Origin of the sequence: Pseudomonas sp. DSV-1, assembly GCF_035830915.1 — a bacterium.
In the GTDB taxonomy this organism is placed as follows: Bacteria; Pseudomonadota; Gammaproteobacteria; order Pseudomonadales; family Pseudomonadaceae; genus Aquipseudomonas.
Map to the genome: position 1 here is coordinate 900,054 of NZ_JAYMYG010000001.1, position 17,565 is coordinate 917,618.

Annotated in this window: 11 protein-coding genes and 1 pseudogene; 6 read left to right on the forward strand and 6 right to left on the reverse strand. The window is 58.3% G+C overall.

Annotation, left to right across the window (positions count from 1 at the left end; translation table 11 throughout):
- Nucleotides 1–36: 36 nt before the first annotated feature.
- Both VSQ83_RS04270 and VSQ83_RS04275 read right to left on the reverse strand, forming a co-directional pair.
- Nucleotides 37–321, reverse strand: coding sequence for a putative quinol monooxygenase (locus VSQ83_RS04270; protein WP_219260828.1), 285 nt, complete (start codon nucleotides 319–321; stop codon nucleotides 37–39).
- A 21-nt stretch (nucleotides 322–342) separates the two neighbouring features.
- Complete coding sequence (locus VSQ83_RS04275; RefSeq protein WP_219260827.1) at nucleotides 343–1,962, reverse strand: FMN-binding glutamate synthase family protein; 1,620 nt, start codon at nucleotides 1,960–1,962, stop codon at nucleotides 343–345.
- A gap of 323 nt (nucleotides 1,963–2,285) precedes the next feature.
- On the opposite strand from VSQ83_RS04275, the gene VSQ83_RS04280 reads away from it, so the two are divergent.
- The 3 genes from VSQ83_RS04280 to VSQ83_RS04290 are packed head-to-tail and all read left to right on the forward strand — an operon-like array spanning nucleotide 2,286 to nucleotide 3,868.
- A complete protein-coding gene (locus VSQ83_RS04280; protein WP_326425423.1) occupies nucleotides 2,286–2,705 on the forward strand; it encodes an NUDIX hydrolase in 420 nt (139 codons plus the stop codon).
- Nucleotides 2,705–3,343 carry a LysE family translocator gene (locus tag VSQ83_RS04285; RefSeq protein WP_133075913.1) on the forward strand — a complete coding sequence of 213 codons (639 nt, stop codon included), beginning with the start codon at nucleotides 2,705–2,707 and terminating at the stop codon, nucleotides 3,341–3,343. The genes VSQ83_RS04280 and VSQ83_RS04285 overlap by 1 nt, the downstream gene beginning before the upstream one ends.
- Nucleotides 3,344–3,355: 12 nt before the next feature.
- Nucleotides 3,356–3,868, forward strand: coding sequence for a GNAT family N-acetyltransferase (locus tag VSQ83_RS04290; RefSeq protein ID WP_326425424.1), 513 nt, complete (start codon nucleotides 3,356–3,358; stop codon nucleotides 3,866–3,868).
- Nucleotides 3,869–3,981: 113 nt separating this feature from the next.
- On the opposite strand, the gene metR is transcribed toward VSQ83_RS04290, so the two are convergent.
- Nucleotides 3,982–4,899, reverse strand: coding sequence for a transcriptional regulator MetR (metR, locus tag VSQ83_RS04295; protein ID WP_219260824.1), 918 nt, complete (start codon nucleotides 4,897–4,899; stop codon nucleotides 3,982–3,984).
- A gap of 107 nt (nucleotides 4,900–5,006) precedes the next feature.
- Between metR and VSQ83_RS04300 the strand changes: the two are divergent.
- The 3 genes and pseudogenes from VSQ83_RS04300 to VSQ83_RS04310 form a co-directional block, all read left to right on the forward strand.
- A pseudogene (locus VSQ83_RS04300) lies at nucleotides 5,007–5,765 on the forward strand (5-methyltetrahydropteroyltriglutamate--homocysteine S-methyltransferase); the annotation flags it as partial.
- Nucleotides 5,766–6,040: 275 nt separating this feature from the next.
- Complete coding sequence (locus VSQ83_RS04305) at nucleotides 6,041–9,199, forward strand: Tc toxin subunit A (protein ID WP_326425427.1); 3,159 nt, start codon at nucleotides 6,041–6,043, stop codon at nucleotides 9,197–9,199.
- A 16-nt stretch (nucleotides 9,200–9,215) separates the two neighbouring features.
- Nucleotides 9,216–13,229 carry a neuraminidase-like domain-containing protein gene (locus VSQ83_RS04310; protein WP_326425430.1) on the forward strand — a complete coding sequence of 1,338 codons (4,014 nt, stop codon included), beginning with the start codon at nucleotides 9,216–9,218 and terminating at the stop codon, nucleotides 13,227–13,229.
- Nucleotides 13,230–13,287: 58 nt separating this feature from the next.
- On the opposite strand, the gene VSQ83_RS04315 is transcribed toward VSQ83_RS04310, so the two are convergent.
- The 3 genes from VSQ83_RS04315 to VSQ83_RS04325 are packed head-to-tail and all read right to left on the reverse strand — an operon-like array spanning nucleotide 13,288 to nucleotide 17,560.
- Nucleotides 13,288–14,679, reverse strand: coding sequence for a sigma-54-dependent transcriptional regulator (locus VSQ83_RS04315; protein WP_326425432.1), 1,392 nt, complete (start codon nucleotides 14,677–14,679; stop codon nucleotides 13,288–13,290).
- The gene (locus VSQ83_RS04320; RefSeq protein WP_219260817.1) at nucleotides 14,676–16,436 is read right to left on the reverse strand and encodes a sensor histidine kinase; all 1,761 of its coding nucleotides are present in this window, start codon (nucleotides 16,434–16,436) and stop codon (nucleotides 14,676–14,678) included. Before VSQ83_RS04320 ends, VSQ83_RS04315 begins: the two co-directional genes overlap by 4 nt.
- Nucleotides 16,436–17,560, reverse strand: coding sequence for a GNAT family N-acetyltransferase (locus VSQ83_RS04325; protein WP_326425434.1), 1,125 nt, complete (start codon nucleotides 17,558–17,560; stop codon nucleotides 16,436–16,438). The genes VSQ83_RS04320 and VSQ83_RS04325 overlap by 1 nt, the downstream gene beginning before the upstream one ends.
- Between the last annotated feature and the right edge of the window lie 5 nt (nucleotides 17,561–17,565).

A 17,565-nucleotide genomic window follows, 5' to 3' on the forward strand; every position in this document is an offset into this window, starting at 1 on the left:
CGGGCTCTGTCAGCCCGTGATCGAGCCAGAGTTCATTTAAAACTCATGCATCATGATAAACGTGCAGGCTTTTGACTGATGGGCATTGATCAATGGCACCAGCCGGCGGAAATGTTCGCTTTGGCAATGGGCATCCAGTGCGTCCTGATCCGGCCATTGTTCGATAAAGATGAAGTGCCCGGGGTCCGTGTGGTCCACATACAAGTCATATGCAATGCACAGGGGCTCCTGTCGGGTTTTTTCCACCAGTTCGGCGTACCACGGGCGTACGGTTTCCAGATGTTCAGGCTTGATGAAGTCTTCAGCGATCACTTTCAACATGTTGCTCAGTCCTTGTATGCGTCAGGCAGCGGCGATTTCGTTGGGCTCGAAGCTGTCAGCCCGTGCCATTTGCCACATGCGCGAATAGAACTCGCCATTGACTTCTCCGGTGAGCAATTCGCCGGGCTTGAGGAACACATGCAGTTGCGAGAACAGTTTGATTTCGGTCGCGGACATGCGTCGCACCAGGTGCTTGGCCTTGAGTTGCGCCGGGTGTTCCAGGCCCGCCGCGGCCAGCATTTCGGCCAGGGCCTTGAGGGTGTTGCGGTGGAACTGAAAAACCCGCTGGGCCTTGTCCGGCACCACAAGCGCCCGCTGGCGCAACGTGTCCTGGGTGGCCACGCCGGTAGGGCATTTGTTGGTATGGCAGGACTGCGACTGAATGCAGCCAATGGCGAACATAAAACCCCGCGCCGAGTTGGCCCAGTCGGCACCAATGGCCAGTACGCTGGCAATGTCGAAGGCGCTGACAATCTTGCCACTGGCTCCCAGCTTGATCTTGTCCCGCAGATTCAGGCCCACCAGGGTGTTGTGCACGAACAGCAAACCCTCGCGCAGCGGTGCGCCGATATGGTCGGTGAACTCCACGGGTGCGGCGCCTGTGCCGCCTTCCTTGCCATCGATCACGATAAAGTCCGGCAGGATGCCTGTTTCGAGCATGGCCTTGGCGATGCCCATGAACTCCCACGGATGGCCCAGGCAGAACTTGAAGCCGACAGGTTTACCGCCAGACAACTCGCGCAACTGCGCGATAAAGAGCATCAGTTCGATGGGCGTCGAAAACGCGCTGTGACGCGAAGGTGAGATGCAGTCTTCGCCCATGGGTACACCGCGTGTTTCGGCAATTTCCAGGGTCACTTTGTGCTTGGGCAGAATACCGCCGTGGCCCGGTTTTGCGCCCTGGCTCATCTTGATTTCGATCATCCGCACTTGTGGCGTTCGGGCCTGGGCGGCAAAACGTTCAGGGTCGAATCGCCCGTCCGAGGTGCGGCAGCCGAAGTAGCCACTGCCCAGCTCCCACGTCAAGTCGCCACCGTTCTCACGGTGATAGGAGCTGATGCTGCCTTCTCCCGTGTCGTGGGCAAAGTTACCGAGCTTTGCACCCTGATTGAGGGCGCGGATGGCATTGGCGCTCAGAGAGCCAAAACTCATGGCCGAAATGTTGAAGATCGACGCCGAGTACGGCTGGCTGCATTGCGGGCCGCCCACCACGACTCGAAAGCTGCTGGGGTCGGTCAGCGGGGCCGGGCGCATGGAGTGGCCGATAAATTCAAAGCCTGGCTGATACACGTCCACCAATGTACCGAAGGGTTTGTCGGCACTTTCATTCTTGGCCCGTGAATACACCAACGAGCGTTGAGAGCGTGAGAAGGGCAGCGCGTCGCTGTCAGATTCCAGCAGGTATTGGCGGATTTCCGGGCGGATGGCCTCCACCAGATAGCGAATGTTGCCCAGGATCGGGTAGTTGCGGCGCACGGCGTGGGGGCTTTGCAGCAGGTCGAAAATCCCCAGCAGGCTTAACGCCAGGGTGACGGCAGTAAAGGGCCATAACCATTCATGGTGCATGAACGGCAGGCTGGCGAGGGTGAAAATGACGCAGCATGCAAAAAACGCATAACGGCTTAACAGTGACAGGCTCATACGGTTTCCTGTTTCAGGCTGATCTGTTCCCTCAGGCGGTTGCGCCTCAAGAGGTCGAGAACAGAAAAAGGACAATAGAACCCTCTCTTTGAGTCGGAGGTTTGCAGGGGAGTGTTGGTCATCCATCACGCAAATGCCAACTCCCTGTCTGAATATTCATTGAACGGGATTTCCTTTGCGGCAGCATCCCTACCAAAGTCGGGCATTTCATACAGAAGGCTCGGGTAAAAATGTCATCTGTATATTTTCAGGTTTGCCGGGGCGTGTGATCCTGCGCGCACCTTTTATCGTGTCGGCCCCTGAACGTGACCTCTCCAGAACCCATGACATCCAACATCATCCGTATCGCTGCTGCGGTATTGATCGGCCCTGATGGCCAAACCCTGCTGGTGCGTAAGCGTGGCACCCAGGCGTTCATGCAGCCCGGCGGCAAGATCGAAGCCCACGAGCAACCTGTGACGGCATTGGCCCGGGAGCTGGAAGAAGAGTTGGCTTTGGTGATTGATCCGGCCACCGCCACCTGGCTGGGCCATTTCGCGGCCCCTGCGGTCAACGAACCGGGCTTTGAGGTGCAGGCCGAGCTGTTTTTGCTGCATATCAGCGAGCCGGTCACCCCTGCCGCGGAAATTGAAGAAGTGCAGTGGATCGACCCGCAGGGGGATGGTGGCCTGGTCTTGGCGCCCCTGACTCGCGATCTGGTCTTGCCGTTTTATCGCAATGCGTTGCTGACCAGGACTGCCTGATGATTCCAGCCCACGACCTGCTGATTTTTGCCGCGGCCTGCCTGCTGATGGTGCTAACGCCGGGGCCGAACATGATTTACCTGATTTCGCGCTCCATCTGCCAGGGGCGCCAGGCCGGGGTCACGTCTTTGCTCGGGGTTGTGGCGGGGTTCTTTGTGCACATGTTTGCCGCCGCCGCGGGCCTGACGGCTGTGTTTCTGGCGGTGCCAATGGCCTATGAAGCACTCAAGTGGGCAGGGGCCCTGTACCTGCTGTGGATGGCCTGGCAAGCGGTGCGGCCCGGTGCCCGGTCACCGTTTGAAGCCCGGGAGCTGGCGCCGGACTCATCGTCAAGATTGGTGCTGATGGGGTTCATGACCAGCGTGCTGAACCCCAAGGTAGCGGTGTTCTACCTGTCGGTTTTCCCGCAGTTCATCAACCCGGAGCACGGTTCGGTGTTCACTCAGAGTATCGTGTTGGGCCTGACGCAAATCAGCGTCAGTTTCACGGTTAACTTGCTGATTGCGCTGTTCGCCAGCGGCATTGCCGTGTGGTTTGTGCGTAATCCGTTGTGGCTGGCAGTGCAGCGCTATGTGATGGGCTGTGTGCTGGCTGCACTGGCAGTGAGGCTGATGCTGGAACAACGTAAAACCGTATGACCTGGACCTGTAATGGCTATAGAACTGCTTGAACCCTCAAACGCCAAGGCCTATCGCCAGTTGATGCTTGAGGCTTACGCGCTGCACCCCGAGGCTTTTGTATCCACCATCGCCCAGCGTGAGAAATTGCCGCTGAGCTGGTGGGAAGCCAAATTGGACGATGAACTGAGCGCCCTGTTTGGTGCTTTTGTCGATTCCCGGCTGGTGGGGATTGTCGGCCTGGCGTTCGAACCCTGGGAAGATGCCCGGCACAAGGCCACGCTGTTTGGCTTGTATGTGTCCGGGGATTTTCGTGGGCAAGGGCTGGGTGAACATCTGGTACAGACCGTGCTGTCACTGGCCGAGCAAGAGCCTGAAACCAAGGTGATTGAGCTGACCGTCAGCGCCGGCAGTGATGCTGCGCTGGCGTTGTACACACGCTGTGGATTCGAGCAGTCGGGGTTGGAAGACTGCGCGATTCGTGTGGGTGAGGCGTATTACGACCGGGTGCATATGCGCCGGCTGGTGAACGTCGAAGACATCTGAAACCGTGTAGCCGCTGCTGAAGGCTGCGAGGGAATGCTGTTCACTCAAGAGCAAGCCCGCTCCCACAGAGGCAGAAATCGCTTGAGTGAACAACATTGAAGGTCCTGCGGCCCTTATCGCACCGCGCTCACCCCGTCCAGGGTCGAGAACGACGTGTCTTTGGCCGTCAGCAAAAAGTCGCGCATGTACGGTGCATCCAGCATGTCGGCGCGAATCCCGGCGTACAGCGTGGCAAACAACCCCTTCTCGCCAAGGCGCTTGGCCTTCACATAACCCCGCGAGCTGTATTCATGCAGCGCCCAGTGCGGCATCCCGCAGACGCCTCGGCCGCTGGCGACCAGTTGCATCATCATGACCGTCAGCTCCGAGGTGCGTACCTGAGCGGGTTCGACGTCGGCAGGTTCCAGAAAACGGGTAAAGATATCGAGCCGATCACGCTCCACCGGGTAGGTGATCAAAATCTCGCTGCTCAGATCCTCCGGCACGATAAACGGTTTGCTGGCCAGCGGATGCTGGTTGGCCACGGCCAGCATGGCTTCGTAGGTAAACAACGGTACATAGGTCAGGCCGGCAATTTCCTGCGGGTCTGACGTCACCACCAAATCCAGATCACCCCGGGCCAATGCCGGCAGCGGTGCGAAAGCAAAGCCGGAGGCCAGGTCCAGCTCGACTTCGGGCCACGCATCACGGAACTGATCGATGGTGGGCATCAGCCATTGGAAGCAGCTATGGCACTCAATCGCCATGTGCAGACGCCCGGCCGTACCGCCTACCAGACGGGCGATATCCCGCTCTGCACCGCGCAGCAGTGGCAGCATGGCATCGGCCAGTTGCAGCAGGCGCAAGCCGCCGCTGGTGAAGCGAACCGGTTTGGTTTTACGTACAAAGAGCGGCATGCCCATGCGCTCTTCCAGCTCTTTGAATTGGTGAGATAAAGCGGACTGAGTCAGGTGCAGGCGCTCTGCCGCTTCGACCAGGCTGTCTGACTCGCGCAACGCGTGCAGGGTTTTGAGGTGACGAATTTCCAGCACAGTGGCTCCATGAGTAAATTTGATGTTCAACACGAAAACATTGAGTTTGTCTCATGTTTGGGCGGGTGTCGATAATAGAGCCATTACTTACACGAAGGAATGCTGTCATGGCCCTGGCCCACACTCTTGGTTTCCCCCGCATTGGCGCAGACGGCGAGCCGAAAAATGCACTCGAAGCCTACTGCAATGGCGACAGCAATCAGGCGGCACTGCACAGCGTGGGTCACCCGTTGCGCGCCAGGCATTACTGCCTGGCCTCGGAATTCAGCCTGGACCAGCCCTTTGAGCTGAACTGGGAGCCGTTGTTTGAAGAGACCGCCCAAGCGCTGGCGCAGGGCCACAAGGTCAAGCCCGTCATACTCGGTCCACTGTCCTATCTGTGGCAGGGCAAGGCAAAGGGCAACGAATTCAACACACTCGACCTGCTGGAAAACCTGCTGCCGGTGTACGCGCAAACGCTTTCCAGCCTGGCTGAGCAGGGCGTGGAGTGGGTACAGATCGACGAGCCGATCCTGTCGCTGGACTTGCCACAGGAATGGAAAAGCGCCTTTGAGCGCGCTTATCACATTCTTCAATACTCGCCGCTGAAAAAGCTGGTTGCCACTTACTTCAGCGGCCTTGAAGGCAACCTCGGCCTGGCCGTTGGCTTGCCGGTAGACGGGTTGCATGTGGATCTGGTGCGCGCTCCCGACCCGTTGCATGCAATCCTGGATCGTTTGCCGATCTACAAAGTGCTGTCCCTGGGCTTGGTCAACGGTCGCAACGTATCGCGCTGCGACCTTGAAAATGCCCTGACGCAATTGCAGGAAGCCCGGGAGCGTTTAGGTGACAACCTGTGGGTTGCAGGTTCGTGCTCGCTGCTGCACTGAGCAGTTGGCTAAACACCTTTCAAGCTGCAAGCGCGGGTCTTGCGGCTATCCCCCCCTTCCTTTTTTTATCGTCAGATACATTGCTTTTTGCATATGTGAATTCTGATGAAAGGAAGTCGTCTCTGTCATTTCTGACAGTAGGCAGTCTCTCGATCCAAGTGCGTAATTGACCTCAACAGAGTCAGTTCCTGACTTAAAAACCGATGTGCTGGCGGTGGCTTTGGCGGATAGCCGGGGTTGCTCCTGTTAATTCGGATCTTGAGGGTATGGTCATGACAACGCAAAACACTTCAGACAGCTCCACCCCCCCGCCAGCTGGCCTGGAAGAGAGGGATCCGGACACCGCGGGGCATGAGGTCACAACCTCTGAAAGCGACCTGCTTGCCCTCGAATCCCTGCAGGTGTTTCAAGCAGAGCTCGAACAGTCCGGTTACAGCTCGGTGTTTGAAGTGGCAGACAGTGGCCCCGAGGTCGGAACCCCGATGGTGCAGGGATTTGCGCGTAATCTAGAGCTCAACCAAACGGTGGATTTTTATGAGCAGGCGCAAGACCGTGCGGCATCTCTGTCCCGGCTCTATGCTCAACTGTGCTCACGCAGCGATCCGGCCATGCAGGCTGTGTCCAGGCTGGGTGTGCAATACGACAGTGCCTGGATGCAGCGTTCCCTTGGCGGTACTGGCAGCTATGACAGTTGGTTCGCGCCAGCCAGTGGCACCCGGTTTGCTCATCCGGACTCGGTCGGCTCATTGTTTTCCCCCGCCAGCTACTTGACCGACCTGTATCGCGTCGCCAAGCCGCTGCATCCGCCAACCCACGGCTTGCAGCTGAACCGACGGCGCCCGGACCTTGCCAATCTCGCCCTCAGCGAAGCTAACGTGCATGAAGAAGTCAGCACCCTGGCGCTGACCCTTGAGGTACTTGAGGCGGGTGTAGATGGCGATGTTGATGAATTGCTGCGCACCTCCTTGTATCCGATGAACCTGCCGTATAACCATGCCAGCGAACAGATCCTGCAAGGCATGGCTGCACGTAAATCTAGCCCGGCCGAACTTTGGTCGGTATTTGGCGATTACGAAGATCAGGCATTGCGGCTGGATAGCACGCTGGCAAGTTGGGCAACCAGGATGCCGGCGGCTTATGCCCGTGATGCACTGGGCATGTCGCCGGACTTGTTAAAGATACTCACGGAAGCCAGGAATACCTCTGATTCAGGGGTTGCTAAATATTTTGGCCACTCTGGCCTAGTGTATTTGAGTTATGTGTCATCTCTGGAAAAAGCGCTTAAAATGCCAACGGAAACTATGTTGGTCGCGCTGGGAGCCGGACCGTTCTATGCCGTTACAGATCTGGGCAAGTTAGAACTTAAAGTTGATCCCGATCAGGTGTTGGAAGTTTCATATGCCGGCCCGCTGGGTGGCGGTCCGTTTCGCTGTAAATTCACAGACATGTCAATAACTGTTCGTAATGGAAATGAACTTTGGCTGTCGTTCACCTCAGTGTGCCTTGAAGGGAATGCGGACTATGTGATGTGGCTTGTGCAAACGGGTAATACCCAAGCGCATGCAACAGAACAACCCTCGACTGTGGAAACATCTCTGGCTCCAACCGAGGATCGTTATTGGAGTCAGTCACTGTCCATGACGACCGATCAGTACCAATTGCAGCCAGAGCCTTTTTATATACAGGGAGTCAATACAAGCACGGATGGTGTTGACATACCATTGAGCGCTCCGATTAGAGTATTGGTCACTTATATACCGAGGATCATTCCACCTCAGATATACGGTGCTCGCTATATCAACGGCTGGGAAGACGGTACTGCTGCTCCCGCCAAGCCCTTATATATTTATATGGGCGCCGCCCTTGGGCATCCGGTTCCGGCGCCACCCAACGATCCGGCGACGAGTGGGCTATACAACCGTAATGGTCGTGCCTTTGAGCGTCTTAATCGCCTTGTTCGGCTGCAACGCCATGTGAAAGTTCTGTCCTTTGAACAACTGGACTGGCTCATCAGTCAGGCCAGCGACGATATTAGCGCTCACCCGCTTACGCAACCGTTGCAGGCGCTGGCGATCTATTTGCCATTGCGTCAGCGCTATGGCATGACCGTCGACAGCTTCGCCGCTTGCCTGGGTGTGCTTAATACCTTCAATGCCAGCGGCAAGACCTCGTTTTATACCAGCCTGTTTGGCGCAGATGACTTGATTGGTCAGCTCAATGTCGACTTCCAGCGCTCAACAGTAGATCAGGCCTCGCTGCGTGCTCGCGCCCGTTTGTGCCAGGGCCTGCAGATCGATGACGCCAGCCTTGTCCTGCTGGCACAGAACCTGCCAGGCATGGCCGGCAACATCTTGCCAGTATTGGGGCTGGAGCAGATTTCAGCGTTGTACCGGTTGGTGGCGATCCCACGCGTGTTTGGCCTGCGCGTGGTTGAGGCTGTGCATCTATGGGAGTTGCTGGGCGCACCCAATGCCATAGTCAGCGCTCTGGCCCAGCCCAGACCGAACCAGACTGCCCTTGCAGTGATGATTCGCACCGGCTACCTGGTCGACTGGATGCGAGCCCAACAGCTGGATGCCGCGCAGGTGATCGCCCTGACCAGTCGGCGTTATCCGGTGCAGAAAACACCTGAGCTGCAAGCCTTTATCGAAAATATCTACAGCACCCTGACCGGCCGTGAACCCGTGCCGTCGCAACTGCTGGCGGCAGAGGACGTGGTATTGCGGGCGCAATTGGCGCGCCATATCGGTGCCGAGTTCGGCCTCAAGCCCAACATCGTCGATGCCATGCTGGTCTGGGTCGATGCGGTGGCCAAGGACATGGCCCCCACCCTGGATGGCTACGGCCTGTTGAGGTTCTGGGAAGACATCGAGCGTATCTGCCAGGGTTTGATCACGCTGGAGAACGTGCCTCAAGTGGTGCAGTACGCACACCTTTTGCGTCAGTTCGCCCAGGTCTGCAACTGGGCCCAGCTCGGTGAGCAGGATCTGGAGCTGCTGATGCCGGTGGCACAGAGCAGGCCTTCGGCGCTGACCGGCGCCAGCGTTGCGCCTTCGTTGACCCTGAACTTTTTGCTGTTGCTGTCACGCTATCGCCAGTGGCAACGCCAACTGGTGGGGCCTGTGGCCGAGGCACGGGGTTATTTGCAGCGCGCTGCCCAGGACCCGGTACTGACCCCGCAAGTCGCCGCGCAATTGCTTAGCGATCTGCAAGGCTGGGATTTGACCCAAACCCTTGAATTGATGGGCACCAGCGCACCGCGCCATTTTGTAGCGCTACAGCCCCTGCTGCAAAAAATGCAATTGAGCCGGCGCCTTAACCTGTCACCGACGGATTTGCTGTGGGCCGCAAAATTAACCGAAACCAACGCGCCTGCTCAGCCCATCCTCACCTTGATTGCCGCCAAAGTCATAGCCGCCGCACACGGCTAACCCGGGAGATAGCACCATGAACGAGAAACTGCTGGCCAGCCTGAACCAGTCCCGGCGCGATGCTTTGGTGCCTTATTACCTGAGGTATGTGATCCCCACCCGCGACCTCGGTGCATTGGCTGACAAAGTCGTGACCGCCGAAGATCTATACGAGTACCTGTTGATTGACCCGCTGGTATCCGGCCAGATGAAAACCAGCCGTATCGCCGAAGCGGTGGCAAGCACCCAGCTGTATTTGCACCGTTGCCGCGAACAGCTGGAGCCGGGCACCGATTTAGCCAAGATGGCACAGGCCTCGCGTCCAAACGGTTATTTCAGTCGCTGGAGCGCCTATAACAAACGTTATTCCACCTGGTCCGGCCTGCAACGGCTGCTCTGCTACCCTGCCAGCTTTATCGACCCTGAACTGCGTTACAACAAGACGCAGTTGTTTCAGGAGATGGAGTCGGCAATCAATCAGGGGCGTATTACCGAGCAGCGCGTCGAGCAGGCGTTCAATCAGTACGTCAGCGGCCTGCGCACCGTACTGGATATTCGTTATGACAGTGGTTATCAGGTGGAACCGGCTGGCGAGCAGGGCGAAGCGTATTTTTGCGGCAGCATTCCCGGCACGCCTGGCGAATACTATTGGCGCAGGGTCGAGAAAACCGACTTGGGCACCACCGCCAAAGTCCGTAACCCGTCGTCATGGGGTGAATGGCTGAAGATTGATGCACCGCTGCAACCGCTTGAGGGGACGGTCCCTTCGATTGTGTACTTTGCCAATCGACTGCATGTGCTGTGCGTGCATGAATATGCCAAAGACGCCACGACGCGAGAAAGTGGCGGGGTGTTTGAAACTCAAGTTCAGATGGTTCGGGAGCTGCAGATCGCAACTCTGCGGCCCAGTGGGCAATGGCGCCTGCGTACCTGGCCTTTGGATAACGGACCCACAGGGGTTTTTGCTGCCGAATTAAGGCGCCAATCGCCCACGACGGTTGTACCGGAGTTGGGGGTTTTTCTTGTGACCCCGACGGGGATCAGCGTGTATCGATTTAGCAAGCTTTTACAGCTGATGGATTCAGCTGGGGAAGGCGCGACATTAAACTTTATTCACAATGATAAGAGCTTCAGTTATTGCACGGATATTCCCGTGCGCCAGCCGTTAATATTTACCCCCGGCATTCCAGCCGCTCAATATTCAGCAACCAGTACGTTCGAATACAATTACTCATCCACTAATTCGTTTATCTATTATGGGAATGTAAGGTTTACAAATGTGGATGGTAAATTAAGAGTGTCGATAGATGCCAAGGCAAGCAGAAATGCTCTTGGGGGGTACAGGCTTGTCATTAAAAAATTTGATGAGACCTATTTTGGTAAAGAGTGCACGCCTAGTGAAAGTTTGACAACTTTCGTGTTTGATACGTCTTTATTGTTTGCCAACTTTGTGTCGGATTTTTCGTATGATGTACAGCTTGTAAACTCGTCGTACACCCGCAATGTAGATGTGGTGAGGAGTGCTCCAAGCACACCTGCCCAAATAACCAACTTCGACGCCACCCAACATTTGTGGATACCCACGGCTTTCAACAGCGTCGGCCGCACACAAATGCTCTACACAAAACCCAGCAATTCCAGTGAGTTCGTATTGACCACACTGGCCGGGCCAATGCTGGAACAAAAAATGCTGGAAGGTGTGGAGGCACTGCTTGCATGGGATGTGCAGACGCTCTTGGTCGACCCCAGTGATTACGGTGGGAATACTATTGCCCGAACAATCACATTCAATGGTGGGGTGGGGCTTTATACCTGGGAGCTGTTCTTCCACGCTCCGCTGTTGATTGCCAATCGTCTGTTGGCGGAGCAGCGCTTCGATGAAGCCGAGTTATGGTTCAAGCGCATTTTCGACCCGGCGGGCTATCGCAACGCCAACGGCGATTTGCAGATGGCCGGCAGTCAACCGCGCTACTGGAATGTACGGCCGTTGCAGGATGATACCAGTTGGAACCCGTCGTCCCCGGTGGATACCGATGACCCGGACGTGATCGCCGCCGCTGATCCCATGCACTACAAACTGGCGGTCTACCTGCGATCCCTGGAACTGTTGGCAGCTCGGGGTGACCAGCTGTATCGCCAGCAAACCCGCGACAGCCTGGGCGAGGCCCGTATGTGGTATGTACAGGCCCTGCAAATGCTCGGTCAGCGCCCGACTCTGCCGCTGGCCCTGGCGTGGGAATCGCCGACGCTGGAGGCCGCCAGTACTGCCGTCAATCAGCAATTGCGCCAGCTTGAGCTGTTGGTCGAGCAGCAGCCTGTACTGCTGGCATCTGCCTCGCGTCTGCAAACTGCGGTGCTTAACGGGCCGTTTCGTCCCCCGGTTGATACCGCGGTGCTGGACTGCTGGAGCCGTTTTGAAGGGCGTCTTTACAACCTGCGCAATAATTTGTCCATCGATGGTCAACCGTTGGTGCTGGCGTTGTTCGAGAAACCGACCGACCCTAGGGAGCTGCAGCAGGCGCGTCTGGCCGGCGATGGTGCTGGAGGCATGCAGGTGGGTGTTACGCCGCCATTGTGGCCGCAACGTTTCCTGATGCTGCTGGATCGGGCGCGCAATGCCGTGCAGCAAGTCATTCAGTTTGGCGCCAACCTGCAAGGTGTACTGGAGCGCCGCGACGCGGATGCGTTGAATGTGCTGCAACAAACACAGCAGGGCGGCCTGCTGGCCATGATGGGCGAAGTGCATGTGGCCAACCTGGCCTCCCTGGAACATACCCTGGCCGGGTTGCAAGGTAGTCATGCAGCGACCCTGGCGCGTCAGCAACATTATGATGCGCTGTCTGAGGAGAATATTTCCGCGAGTGAACAGCTTGCAATGGACCTGCGCAGTGAAGCGGTCTTTCTTGAAAGCAGCGCGGGCGTTCTACGCGTGACTGCCGGGGGGCTCAATCTGCTGCCCAATGTTGCGGGCATGGCAGTGGGCTGGGGCGAAGTCGGCGGCCTGGTCGATGCGTTCAGTGATGTGTTGCGCGTGAGTGCAAATGTGAAGAACGGCGAAGCGGTCAAGCTGGATAGCTCCGAGCAATATCGTCGTCGGCGTCAGGATTGGGATTTGCAACGTGAGCAGGCGCGGCTAGAGGGTGAGCAGATAACCACCCAGATCGCATCCCTTAACGAACAGATTGCGATGGCTAAAAAACAGCAACAACAGACTGAGCTGGAGCAAGCCTACAGCGCAGCGATACTGGAAATGCTGAGCACCCGGTTCACTGGCCAGGCCCTGTTCAACTGGCAGGCTGCGCGTCTGGCGACACTCTATTACCAGCTCTACGACACGGTGTCCGGGCTGTGCGCCCAGGCGCAAATCAGCTTGCGTTGGGAAACCCGGGACAATCGCAATTATCTGCGCCCCGGCAATTGGAACGACCTGTACCAGGGCCTGTTGGCCGGTGAGAGCCTGCTGCTGAGCCTGCAACAGATGGAGGCGGCTTATCTGCGCTGGGATCAGCGCACCCTGGAAGTGCGTAAAACGACCTCGTTGCTGGCGCTGGAGCCCTCAATGCTGCTGAGGATCAAGCAGGCACTGGCTTCGGAGACTGCGGGCATTGAGGCCGCAGGCACAAGCGCTGACAAGGTGCAGGTGGAGTTGGGCAGTGACAATAGCCTGACATTGACCTTCAGGCTGGATGACATGCAGATTCAGAACGATTATCCGGCCACCCTGAACCTGGGCACTGTGCGTTTGATCAAGACGCTTAGCGTGTCGCTTCCTGTCTTGCTGGGGCCGTATCAAAACGTGCAGGCGTTGCTGCGCTACGACAGTTCCCAGCAGTTGGCCGCGGGTTGCAAGGCGGTGGCGTTGTCCCATGGTCTGGATGACAGCGGCCAGTTCCAGTTGGATTTCAACGATGGGAAATACCTGCCGTTTGAAGGCTTGCCGATTGAAACGGGTACGTTCTCGCTGGTGTTTCCGAATGCAACCAGCAGCCAGCACGCGCTATTGCTAAGCATGAGCGATGTGATTCTGCATGTGGGTTATACGATTCGTTAACCACAACAGGCGCGGGGGGAGGCTGCGTTCCAATCGCGGGCAAGCCCGCTTTAATGGGCTAGCGGACGATTTTATCGACATGGATGTCGAGCTTTTTCAGGCGATACCAGAAGCTGCGTTCTGATATCCCGATCAACTGCGCCGCCGCTGCCTGCACGCCATTGGCTTGTTGCAGGGCGGCAAGGATATACGCTTTTTCGACCTCGGCCAGTGCCGCTTCCAGATCGGGCGGCACATTCGGCCCCGGTGCGGGCAGGGTGCTGTTCTGGCCGGGCTGGGCGCTGAACAGGTAGGGCGGCAAGTCGCTGTCCTGAAGGATGCTGCTGTTGGCCACGATGGTGGCGCGCTCGACACAGTTTTGCAGTTCGCGAATATTGCCCGGCCAGTGATAGGCGGCCATTGCTTGCAAGGCGCCGGGGCTGAAACCGGTGATGCGTTTACCTGCGGTGGCACCCAGATTGTGGGCAAAGTGCCGCGCCAGCGGTGCGATGTCTTCAACCCGTTCGCGCAAGGAGGGCAGGGGGATCGGAAATACATTCAGGCGGTAGTACAGGTCTTCGCGAAACGTTTTATCGGCCACGGCTTGCAGCAGGTTTTTGTTGGTCGCGGCGATCACCCGCACATCCACCTTGCGCTCTCGCGGATCCCCCACCGGCTCAATCACCCGCTCTTGAAGCGCCCGCAGGATCTTGGCCTGCAAGGCCAGGGGCATGTCCCCCACTTCATCGAGAAACAGCGTGCCCTTGTCGGCCTGCATAAAGCGCCCCACACGGTCGGCCACGGCGCCGGTAAAGGCGCCCTTGCGATGGCCGAACATCTCGCTTTCAAGCAGCCCTTCGGGAATCGCCGCACAGTTGACCGCGACAAAGGGTTTGTCTGCGCGACTGCCGTGTTTATGGATGGCGCGGGCGACCATCTCTTTGCCCGTGCCGCTTTCGCCGGTCAACAGGATGGTGGCGCTGCTCTCGCGCACCGAGTCGATGGCTTGCAGCACCCGACGAAAACTGGGGCTGTCGCCAATCAGGCTGTCGATGTGCTGGTGCTCGTCCAGCTCGGCACGCAGGCGCGCGTTGTCGCGCAAAATGTCGCGAAATTGCAGGGCCTTGCTGACGGTAATGTCCAGCTCGTCGATATCGAAGGGTTTGGCGATGTAGTCGTAGGCGCCGTTACGCATGGACTGTACGGCGTTTTTCACCGTGCTGTAGGCGGTCATGACGATGACCGGCAGCTGCGGGTAGCGCAGTTTGACCTCCGCCAGTAACTGCGGGCCGTCCATGCCGGGCATTCGCCAGTCGCTGATCACCAGGTCGATGTCTTCCTGCTCCAGAATCGCCAGCGCCTGCAGGCCGTTGCCCGCGGTGAAGACCTGAATGTCGTTTTGACTCAGTGCCGAGCTGAGCAGGTCGCAGAGCTTGGGTTCGTCATCGACCACCAGCACGTTATGACTCATGTCTTGCTTGCTCCGTGGGCAGGAATGTACAGATTGAAGGTGGCACCGGCGTCTTTTTCGCTGATGCATTCGATGCGCCCATCGTGGCTGTCCATGATGGAGAACACCTTGGCCAGGCCCAGCCCTGTACCTGAGGCTTTGGTGGTTACAAAGGGCGTGAAAATACGTTCGAGCATGTCCGGTGCGATCCCTTCCCCTGTGTCGGCAATGCCTATCACGGTGTAATCGTTTTCGCGGGAAATGTGCACTGTCAGGCAGCCGCCTTCTGGCATGGCGTCGATGGCGTTGATGATCAGGTTCAGGCACGCCTGTTTCAGTTGCCCGGCATCGGCATACAGGGTGGCCCCGGGTGCTTGATCGTCGATGCGGGCATCGATGTTATGGCTTTCCAGTTCCGGTTTGCAGAAGCCCAGGATGTCTTCAACCAAAGGTCGTGCAGCCTGTTGCGCGCGTACGGGAGCGCTGGGCTTGGCGAAGTCGAGGAACTCGGTGATCAGGTCGTTGATCCGCGAGACTTCGCTGACCACGTATTCCAGGTGGCGCTTGTCGGTCTCGCCCAGGTCGGCGCGGCGGTGCAGCAGTTGGGTCGCGGTTTTGATAATGCCCAGGGGGTTGCGGATTTCGTGGGCCAGGCCCATTGCCACTTCTCCCAGGGCATGCAAGCGGTCGCGGCGGCGCAGTTGTGCTTCGAGATGATGCAACTGGTCCAGCCGTGCCGTCATGTGGTTGAAGGTGCTGCTCAGCTCGGCCAGTTCGTCGTTGCCTGATACGCCAACGCGCTGGTTGTAGTCCCCGGCAGTCACGGCGCGTACGCCTTCGGACAAGTCTCGTAGCGGTCGGGTCAGGCGCTCGGAGACCAGCCAGCCAACGGTCAGTGACAGCACTGAACCGAGCAGGAAGATAAGGGCGAACAGGTTGCTCTGGTTGACCAGCCCCACCAGGCTGGCATGGCGTAGCAGACCGCTGTAGATCACGCCTTGCAGTTCGCCGTTGTCGTTGAGAATGGGCCAGTACAAACCGCTGTAGCGGCTGGTGAACTGCTCGGTGGGCAAGCGGGTTTCGCGCAATATTTGCTCGATGGCCGGGGGCACCATCGGCTGGCGGTCTTCGAAGCGCTGGCTGGAGAAGATCTCGGCAAACCCTGCGGAATTAGACAGGTACAGGCGCAGGTCCAGGGAGTGAACATTGGCCACGCTGGTCAGAAAGCTGCTGTCCATGTAGGTGGCTACCAGCAGTTGGTAATCCGCCCCGTCCTGGCTGGTGGCAAAGGTCGAGACAACGGTGCCGGTGGGTACGCCGCCGACGTCGATGGTTTGCAACACCGCATTGGGCGCCAGGCTGATCTGGTCGACGATGGTGTCACTGGCGGTGCTGAACACCACTTTGTGGTCGCTGTCGCGGATCAGGGCGACCACGTCTATGCCCATCGCGTCGGCGATGTCGGCAGTCAGCCGGTCATGGCGGATGGCCTTGCTCGAAGACGGCGGGTGGGTGTATTGCAGGAACAGCTTGGCGGCCCGGGCGTTGTCCGCCAGGATTTCGCTGATCTCGTCCTTGACGATTTTGGTCGACTCCTGCAACCAGACCCGCACGTTGCTATCGAAAATCTGCGACAGGGTGGTGGCGGCCAGTTCGGCGGCGATCATGGTCGGGATGACGCTGACCAGCCAGAACGCCAGCACCAGTTTGCGTTGCACGGTCCAGCGCGACACTTTGAAGGGGTGGGGCTGGCGCGGTGAGTCAGGCGTGGTGGGCATTAATACTCGCTTATCGCAGCCGCCAGGGCAGGGTCGTGGCGGTCAGGGCGGATGAACAGTTTGACCAGCTTGAGCAGGTTGTTGATCAGCCAGTTGCGATGCCGGAAATACAGTGTGTTGCCCTGAAAGGTACAGCCCAGGCGGATCTTGCTGGCGTAACCGGCCTGGCCGCATTCGTACAGGGCAATGTTGTGGTTGATGCAGTAATCGACATTGACCAGCCAGCTCCTGAAATACAGATTGTAGTCGCGGGTCAGTTCAAGGTCGTGGCCAAAAAACTTGTCGATCAGGCGGTGTTCATCGATCAGCACCAGATTGAACGCCACCAGTTGCTCGTCGAGCCAGTACAGCACGCACACTGCCCGGTCGCCCAGTTGTTGGAGGATACCCGTGAAATAAGTCGCGGGTAAGCGCTCCAATTGCAGGTCGCTGCGTGCCAGGCTGGCCGCGTAAAGGCGCATGACATCTGGCAAAACGTCGTCGATGGTGCTGCGCCACTCCACCCGCGGGCCGGGGTTGCGCAGTTTGCGGCGCATGTCTTTGCGGGTGGACTTGCCCAGTGAGCCAAGGTAGCCGTCCACCGAGCCGAAGGGCACCGCCAGGGTTGCGCTGGGCAGCCCCGGCATCGACTGAAAGCCTGCCGTCTTGCAGAGGTTGGCCCACTCATGGTCGTCGCTGGGCACGTCCTTGACCGCAATCAGGCCGATGCCCAGGCGGGCAGCGTCAGCCTGGGCCAGGGTCAGCAGCCGGGCGAGCAGGGCAGGGCGCTGCGCTGCCTGGATAACGCTGGCCGTCCCTGCACTGCATTGTTCGGTCAGCGGCGAGCCGATGGCGTACAGCTGCAGCTGCACCAGCCCCGGCAGCACGCGGTTGAGCCGTTCGGTAAAGCGCTTGGCGAGCCCTTGAACGGTGGTGTCGAGGCGATAGCAGGTGGTAAATGCGGTTGCCACGGCCAGCAGGGTGGGGCCTTCGAACAGCGTCAGATAACGCCATTCAAAGCCTTCAATCCCGGCTTTTTCGACGGCCACGATGTAGTCCCAATCCTCCAGAGCATCTGGAAAACAGTCATTCCAGGCTTCGCGGTCGATAGCCTGGATGGATGAAAAGGTGTGGGCGGTAATCATGGGCG

What these genes read in the sequence shown, in the direction of transcription:
- VSQ83_RS04285 (WP_133075913.1), top strand. Translation starts at nt 2,705, where the DNA reads ATGATTCCAGCCCACGACCTGCTGATTTTTGCCGCGGCCTGCCTGCTG.
- VSQ83_RS04270 (WP_219260828.1), bottom strand. Translation starts at nt 321, where the DNA reads ATGTTGAAAGTGATCGCTGAAGACTTCATCAAGCCTGAACATCTGGAA.
- VSQ83_RS04280 (WP_326425423.1), top strand. Translation starts at nt 2,286, where the DNA reads ATGACATCCAACATCATCCGTATCGCTGCTGCGGTATTGATCGGCCCT.
- VSQ83_RS04325 (WP_326425434.1), bottom strand. Translation starts at nt 17,560, where the DNA reads ATGATTACCGCCCACACCTTTTCATCCATCCAGGCTATCGACCGCGAA.
- VSQ83_RS04275 (WP_219260827.1), bottom strand. Translation starts at nt 1,962, where the DNA reads ATGAGCCTGTCACTGTTAAGCCGTTATGCGTTTTTTGCATGCTGCGTC.
- VSQ83_RS04320 (WP_219260817.1), bottom strand. Translation starts at nt 16,436, where the DNA reads ATGCCCACCACGCCTGACTCACCGCGCCAGCCCCACCCCTTCAAAGTG.
- VSQ83_RS04315 (WP_326425432.1), bottom strand. Translation starts at nt 14,679, where the DNA reads ATGAGTCATAACGTGCTGGTGGTCGATGACGAACCCAAGCTCTGCGAC.
- VSQ83_RS04310 (WP_326425430.1), top strand. Translation starts at nt 9,216, where the DNA reads ATGAACGAGAAACTGCTGGCCAGCCTGAACCAGTCCCGGCGCGATGCT.
- VSQ83_RS04290 (WP_326425424.1), top strand. Translation starts at nt 3,356, where the DNA reads ATGGCTATAGAACTGCTTGAACCCTCAAACGCCAAGGCCTATCGCCAG.
- VSQ83_RS04305 (WP_326425427.1), top strand. Translation starts at nt 6,041, where the DNA reads ATGACAACGCAAAACACTTCAGACAGCTCCACCCCCCCGCCAGCTGGC.